Here is a 7278-nt window from a genome sequence, read left to right as displayed (position 1 = left end):
CCTCCTCCACCACCGGGGGCAGGATCGCCGGAGGGCATTTCCGACTGCTTGCCCCGGGGGTGCTCGAACTCATGCCGGACACCGCCGCGGCAAGCGCGAAAGCCTGCGTGCTCTCGGTCGGCGTCCACGGCAACGAGACGGCCCCGATGGAGCTGCTCGGCGAGGTCCTGGCTCGCCTGGAAGCCGGTCTGGTGCGCCTGGGGGCGCCGCTGCTGGTGATCCTGGGCAACCCCGAGGCGATCCGGCGCGGCGAGCGCTATGTCGCCACCAACCTCAACCGGCTGTTCCGCCGCGACCTCGCGGAGGCGGGTGACGAGCCCGACCGGGCCCGGGTGCTGATGGCCGAGGTGGATGCCTTCTACACCCGCCATCCCGGCCGTGAGCGCCTGCACTACGACCTGCACACGGCGATCCGCGACAGCCGCTTCCCGCGCTTCGTGGTCGAGCCCTTCGCCGAGACGCCGACGCCTCCCGAGCAGTGGCGCTGGCTGGCCGCCGCCGGCATCCAGGCGGTACTGCACCAGCATCGCCACAGCTGGACCTTCTCCCACTACGCGAAGCACTACCATGGCGCCGCGGCCTTCACCCTGGAGCTGGGCCGTGCCCTGCCCTTCGGCCATAACGACCTGGCGCCCCTGGCCCCCATGGGCCGGCTGCTCCAGGCGCTGGTCGAGGGCCGGGAGCCGGCCGCCGACGACCCCGGCACCATGGCCTTCTTCCGCGCCGAACACGAGCTGTTGCGCCACGGCGAAGCGTTCCGGCTCTGCTTTCCCGACGATACGCCCAACTTCAGCGAGTTCCCGCCGGGCACCCGACTGGCGGAAGACGCCGTCGCCGGCGAGACCCGCGTCGGCGAGACCCCCCTGTCAGTGGTCTTTCCCAATGCCGATGTCGAGATCGGCGCCCGGGCAGCGCTGCTGGTGGTGCCGAGCCCGCCACCGGCCTGACGACACCCCCGGCAACCCACAACAACAATCGCCAGGAGAATCCCCATGCCCCATGCCATCCCCGTCCCGGACCGAGGTAGACTATCCGGCTGGTCGCGGTCCCCTTCCGGAAATCCTCCGGCCTGTTAGAATCGCCCTCTTTTTATGCTCGGCGTTGATCCTCGGCCGACCCTTGATGCGGCGGACCGCCCACGATCTGGAGCCTGTTCCATGGCCGATACCCCGATTCCGCTGGAAGTGCGCAACATCACCAAGCGCTTCGGCGACGCAGAGGTCCTCAAGGGCCTCTCCCTGAAGGCCCACAAGGGCGATGTCATAACGCTGATCGGCGCTTCCGGCTCCGGCAAGAGCACCTTCCTGCGCTGCATGAACCTGCTCGAGCAACCCGACGAGGGCGAGGTGATCGTCCACGGCGAGGAGATCCGCTTCAGGATGACAAAACACGGCCGTGAACCGGCCGACTGGAAGCAGGTCGTGCGCATGCGCGCCAGGCTCTCCATGGTCTTCCAGAGCTTCAACCTCTGGGCTCACATGACGCTGCTCGAGAACGTCATCGAGGCCCCGGTCCATGTGCTCGGCAAGCCCAAAAAGGAGGCCATTGCCCATGCCCGGCAGCTGCTCGAACGGGTGGGTCTGGACAAGCACGCCGACTACTACCCGGCCCAGATGTCCGGCGGCCAGCAGCAGCGCGGCGCCATCGCCCGAGCACTGGCCATGGACCCGGAGGTCATGCTCTTCGACGAGCCCACCTCGGCGCTGGACCCGGAGCTGGTCGGCGACGTGCTGAAGGTAATGCGCGACCTTGCCCAGGAGGGTCGCACCATGATCGTGGTCACCCACGAGATGGCCTTCGCCCGCGACGTGTCCACCCAGGTGATCTATCTCCACCAGGGGCGGGTCGAGGAAGCCGGACCACCGCAGGAGGTGCTGGACAACCCGCGCTCCGAGCGACTCAAGCAGTTCCTGGCGCCCAAGCACTGAGGCGACCCGGACGAGGAGATCCCCATGATCGACCTGCACGGCTACGGCCCACGTCTCGCGGAAGGCGCGCTGATCACCATCGAACTGGCAGTGCTATCGCTGATCCTGGCCATCGTGCTGGGCCTGCTCACCGCCAGCGCCAAGATGTCGCGCAGCTGGCTGGCCCACCGCATCGGCACCCTCTACACCACCGTCATCCGCGGCGTGCCCGATCTGGTGCTGATGATGCTGCTGTTCTTCGGCGGCCAGATCGGTATCAACATGGTCACCGACCAACTCTATGAGCGCTTCGGGTGGGACGTCTTCATCAACGTCAACGAGTTCGTCGCCGGCGTGGTCACTATCGGGCTGATCTTCGGCGCCTACATGGGCGAGACCTTCCGCGGCGCCTTCCTGGCGGTGGACAGCGGCCAGATCGAGGCCGGGCGTGCCTACGGCATGAACCACTGGCTGGTGTTCCGGCGTATCCGCTTCCCGCAGATGATGCGTCACGCCATTCCGGGGCTCTCCAACAACTGGATGGTGCTGCTCAAGACCACCGCCCTGGTCTCGGTGATCGGCCTCACCGACATGGTGCGCGTGGCTGCCGAGGCCTCCAAGGCCACCCGCGAACCCTTTACCTTCATGATCATCGTCGCCGCCGTCTACCTGTTGATCGCCACGGTCTCGGAGTGGGGCTTCGCGCGGCTGCAGAAACGCTATAACGTCGGCTACCGGGAGGCGGACTGATGGAAGCCTTGATGACCTGGCTGGAGGCCCAGCTCGCCGACAACAGCATCTTCACCCTGCAGACCCTCGGCTACTACGGCGAGGGCCTGGTCACCACCGTGCAGTTGGTGTTCCTGTCGCTGGTGATCGGCCTGGTGCTGGCGGTACCGCTGGCCATCGGCCGCGGTTCGAAGCACCGCTGGATCAGCCTGCCGATCTTTCTCTACTGCTATGTGTTCCGCGGCACGCCGCTGCTGGTACAGCTCTACCTGATCTACTACGGCGTGGTGTTCGTCGAGGGGATCCAGGAGACCTGGCTGTGGGTGATCCTCGAGAAGCCCTTCGTGCCGGCGCTGATTGCCTTCACCCTCAACACTGCAGCCTACACCACCGAGATCTTCCGCGGTGCCATCAAGTCCACAGCCCGGGGCGAGATCGAGGCGGCGCGAGCCTACGGCATGTCCCGGGGGCTGATGCTGCGGCGCATCGTGTTGCCCAGCGCCTTCCGCCGGGCCCTGCCGGCCTACGGCAACGAAGTGATCTTCATGCTCCACGCCAGCGCCATCGCCAGCGTGGTCACCATCATGGACCTCACCGGCGCGGCACGCTTCGTCTACGCGCGCTACTACGCGCCCTTCGATGCCTTCCTGTTCGTGGCGGCGATCTATCTCTGCCTCACTTTCGCGATCCTCTACCTGTTCCGCTATCTGGAAAGGCGGCTGCTGGCGCACCTCAAGCCGGCCAGCGGCTGACCATTGACGACAAGGAGCGTCAAACAAGCGTTGGAAGCGAGCGCTCGAATCCAGCGTTCGCCCCTTCCGATGGGCCCGATCATGGAATATCGTGATCGAGTCAGCACCCACAAGGTGAACGCACCAACAACACGGGAAGACACCCATGAAGCTACACAAGATCCTGAGTCTCGGCGTCATCGGCGCCACCCTGGTCGCCGGCACTGCCAGCGCCGAGGTCCGCGACATCCGCATCGGCGTCGACGTGCCCTACGAGCCCATGGAGTTCCGCACTCCCGAGGGCGAGCTGACCGGCTTCGACATCGAGCTGGGCAATGCCCTGTGTGCCGAGATCGGCATCCAGTGCGAGTGGGTCGTGCAGGGCTGGGATGGCATCATTCCCGGCCTCCAGGCACGCAAGTACGACGCCATCATGTCCTCGATGACCATCAACGAGCAGCGTCGTGAGCAGGTACTGTTCTCCGATCCCTACATCACGCCGCCGTCGGCCTGGTTCGCGCCCAGCGACGTCGAGATCGGCACCCCGTCCGACGAGACCCTCGACGGCCTGACCCTCGGCGTGCAGCGCGGTACCCTGCAGGACAACTACGTGACCGACTTGTACGGCGACGTGGCCGACGTCAACCGTTACGCCACCGCCGACGACATGGTGCTGGACATGGACTCCGGCCGCCTGGACGCGGTCTTCCTCGACTTCCCGATCGGCAAGTCCACCCTGCTCGACAGCGAGGCCGGTGACTACAAGCTGGTCGGCGAGAAGATCACCGAACCCAAGGAGTACTTCGGCGAAGGCTTCGGCATTGCCTTCCGTCAGCGCGACCAGGAGCTGGCCGCCGCCTTCAACGAGGCGCTGGCCACGCTCGAGTCCAACGGCACCTACGACGAGATCCACGCGACCTATTTCGGCGCGGAGTGAGAGTGAGCCGACCGGCGCCGGGCGAGTCGCTTGGGGCGTCATAAAGCGCTCCAGTTACACACGCCACAATCGACCGTCAGCAAACGACCGGGGCCCTCAGGGGCCCCGGTCGTGTGTTTGGAAAGTACATTGGGTCGGGTACGCTGGAGCCGCTCTTCGGGCAGGCGTCACCGGCGCATCGCGATCGCTCGGCGCACGAAGGCCAGAATCCAGTGCACCATCTTTACCCTATCGCTCGGCTTGACCGGCGGCCCCCATCGCCTGATGCCGAGCGTGCCGCAACGTCTGTGACTCGGTTGGTACCCCGCGCACTTCGCGGCCATCGCCCTGTGGTTATGGCTCGCCGGCGTGCTGGGCTGGATAGCGCGCCTCGACCAGAAATACCTTGAACGCCTGCCATAGCGGGCTGCGATAGCGCTGGGGGTGCCAGACCAGGGAGAAGGTGCGGCGCAGCCGGAGCGGCGTGTCCAGGGCGATCAGCTCGCCGCGCTCGAGCTCGCCGGCCACGCTCAGCCGCGACAGGCAGCCGAGCCCCAGGCCGGCCCGCACCGCCTGCTTGATCGCCTCGTGCTGGCCAAGCTCCATGCGCACCCTGGGCGGCGCGCCGCGGGCGCGCATGACCTGCTCGAAGACGCTGCGGGTGCCCGAGCCAGTCTCGCGCAGGATCCAGTCGGCCTCGGCCAGCGTCGCCTCGTCGAGCCGCCCGCGCCGGGCCAGCCCATGGCCCGGCGCGGCCACCACCACCAGGTGATCCTCGCACCAGGGCTCACTGGCCAGTGCCGGCTCGCGACACTCCCCCTCGATCAGCCCCAGGTCCGCCTCCAGGCGCAGCACATCGGTGATCACCTCGAAGGTGTTGCGCAGCTTGAGCCGCAGGTCCGCCGCCGGGTGTGCCTCGCTGAAGCGGCCGGCCAGGGCCGGCAGCAGGTAGGTGCCCACGGTGGCGCTGGCGGAGACGCTGAGCATCCCCTGCAGACGCCCCTCGGGCTCGGTGGCCTCGGCCACGAAGCCGGCGACGCCGTCCAGCAGCTCCTCGGCCCGGGGCAGCAGCCGGCGGCCCAGGTCGTTGAGGTGCAGGCGGCGCCCCAGCCGCTCGAAGAGCGCGATACCCAGGTGCCGCTCGAGGTCCGAGAGCGCCTGGCTGGTCGCCGACTGGGAGAGGCTGAGCTCGGCGGCGGCCGCGCTGACCGTGCCGAGGCGTGCCACCGTGGCGAAGACCTGCAGCTGTCGAAAACTCACCGTGGGTGTCATATCGGTTTTTCCGAATAGCCAGTTCGTGATTAACCGATAACCATACGAGCTGAGCCGCGCCTAGGATAGTCCCGAACATCCCCCGAGAGGACATCATCATGTGGCAAGGCCTGGTGGTCTGCATCGCCCTGACCGCCGCCGGCTTTGGGCTGGCGCAACTTCCCCCGCTGGCCAGTGCCGGCATCAGCCCCCTGGTGGTGGCGCTGCTGCTGGGCATCGTGGTCGGCAACACCCCGCTGGCCGGCCGCTTGCGCCATACCGCGTCGGGGCTCAAGTTCGCCACCCCCTGGCTGCTGCGCAGCGGCATCGTGCTGTTCGGCCTCTCGCTGACCCTGCAGCAGGTCGCCGCGCTGGGCCCCCGGGTGCTGCTGCTCGACGTATTGGTCATCTCGAGCGTGCTGATCGTCGGCTATTTCCTCGGCACCCGAGTGCTGGGCATGGACCGCGAGACCACCCTGCTGACCAGCGCCGGCAGCGCCATCTGTGGCGCCGCCGCGGTGCTGGCCACCGAGTCGACCATCCGCTCGCGCCCGGCAGCCACCTCCATGGCGGTGGCCACGGTGGTGCTGTTCGGCTCGCTGGCGATGCTGCTCTACCCGCTGCTCTATCCACTGCTGGCCATGGACGAGGGCCTCTACGGCATCTATATCGGTGCTACCGTCCACGAGGTCGCCCAAGTGGTGGCCGCCGGCGAGGCGGTGGGCCCCGAGGCCCTGGCCAACGCGGTGATCGTCAAGCTGGTGCGGGTGATGCTGCTGTTGCCCTTCCTGCTGATCGTCGGCCAGTGGTGGATGCGCCGTCGCGAGGGGGGCGAGACGCAGGCAGCCGGCGGCGGCCTGGTGATCCCCTGGTTCGCCTTCGGCTTCATGGCCATGGTGGTCTTCAACAGCCTGGTTCGCCTGCCCGCCCCCCTGCACGACGGCCTGGTGCTGGCCGGCCAGCTGGCGCTGACCATGGCCATGGCGGCGCTGGGCTACGAGACTCGCCTGGAGAAGCTGCGCAGCCTCGGCCTGCGCCCCTTCATCCTGGCCCTGACGCTGTTCGTGATGCTGCTCACCGGCGGCTTCCTGGCCAGCCGCCTGCTGATGGGCTGATGCGCTCGGCCGGGGCTTGATCCGCAGAGGACCTGGCCGGTCGAGCATCGAGACGGGCGACGGTCACGGCCGTTTTCGTATCCGTTATCTCAGCACCCGCTTGACCAGCAGCGGCCCGAGGATTTCGAAGAGCACGGTCGAGGCCACCACCGCCGCGAGCAGTGCCGGGCCATGCTCGGGAAAGCGTTCGGCGGCGAGCAGCGCCATGCCCATCGCGACCCCGGCCTGGGGGGTCAGGGCCAGGCCAAGGTTCCCCGGCAGATCGGCCTGGCGCTGCCGAGCCAGGCAGACCCCGAGCATGCCGCCCAGGTAGCGACCGAACAGACGCAGCAGAATATAGGCCAGCGTCAGGCCGAGAGCATCACCGAAGCGATACAGATCAATGCTTGCCCCCGACAACACGAAGAAGAATACCAGGAAAGGCCACTCGATCAGCTCGATCTCATTGAACGAACGCGTGTGGTGGCGCGAGAGATTGGCCACCAGGGCCCCGGTGATCATCGCGGCCAGCAGGGACGAGACCCCGAGCCAGGACGAGATGCCGGCCAGCAGCAGGATCAGGGCCAAGGCTTCCACCTGGGTCGGCTCCCCGGGTGCCAGGCGCGCCGTCAACCAGGCCGCGGGCAACC

General features: G+C 67.5%; 8 protein-coding genes. 6 read left to right on the top strand and 2 right to left on the bottom strand.

All coding sequences use genetic code 11. The features are described from left to right. Positions 1 to 23: 23 nt before the first annotated feature. The 5 genes from RI841_RS12735 (at position 24) to RI841_RS12715 (ending at position 4304) form a co-directional block, all read left to right on the top strand. Entirely contained in the window at positions 24 to 947 is a 924-nt protein-coding gene (locus RI841_RS12735; RefSeq protein WP_310705985.1) for a succinylglutamate desuccinylase, read from the top strand. A gap of 210 nt (positions 948 to 1157) precedes the next feature. Then, on the top strand, positions 1158 to 1928 hold the full coding sequence (locus RI841_RS12730) for an ATP-binding cassette domain-containing protein (RefSeq protein ID WP_310705984.1): 771 nt from the start codon (positions 1158 to 1160) through the stop codon (positions 1926 to 1928). Between the two features lie 24 nt (positions 1929 to 1952). Continuing rightward, positions 1953 to 2657 carry an ABC transporter permease gene (locus RI841_RS12725; RefSeq protein WP_310705983.1) on the top strand — a complete coding sequence of 235 codons (705 nt, stop codon included), beginning with the start codon at positions 1953 to 1955 and terminating at the stop codon, positions 2655 to 2657. Further along, complete coding sequence (locus RI841_RS12720) at positions 2657 to 3388, top strand: ABC transporter permease (RefSeq protein ID WP_310705982.1); 732 nt, start codon at positions 2657 to 2659, stop codon at positions 3386 to 3388. The genes RI841_RS12725 and RI841_RS12720 overlap by 1 nt, the downstream gene beginning before the upstream one ends. Before the next feature lie 145 nt (positions 3389 to 3533). After that, the gene (locus RI841_RS12715) at positions 3534 to 4304 is read left to right on the top strand and encodes a transporter substrate-binding domain-containing protein (RefSeq protein WP_310705981.1); all 771 of its coding nucleotides are present in this window, start codon (positions 3534 to 3536) and stop codon (positions 4302 to 4304) included. 333 nt (positions 4305 to 4637) lie between these two features. Here the strand turns inward: RI841_RS12715 and RI841_RS12710 are convergent, their stop codons facing one another. Beyond that, entirely contained in the window at positions 4638 to 5543 is a 906-nt protein-coding gene (locus tag RI841_RS12710) for a LysR substrate-binding domain-containing protein (RefSeq protein WP_310705980.1), read from the bottom strand. 110 nt (positions 5544 to 5653) lie between these two features. Between RI841_RS12710 and RI841_RS12705 the strand changes: the two genes are divergently transcribed. Beyond that, entirely contained in the window at positions 5654 to 6649 is a 996-nt protein-coding gene (locus RI841_RS12705) for a YeiH family protein (RefSeq protein ID WP_310705979.1), read from the top strand. Between the two features lie 84 nt (positions 6650 to 6733). Here RI841_RS12705 and RI841_RS12700 read toward each other — a convergent pair. Beyond that, positions 6734 to 7278 (bottom strand): cation:proton antiporter (locus RI841_RS12700; RefSeq protein WP_310705977.1); only part of this gene is annotated, 545 nt, incomplete at its 5' end.

This window comes from Halomonas sp., from assembly GCF_031581305.1.
GTDB lineage: Bacteria > Pseudomonadota > Gammaproteobacteria > Pseudomonadales > Halomonadaceae > Halomonas.
Note: the sequence above shows the minus strand (reverse complement) of the source record. Positions and strands in the feature narration are given on the sequence as shown.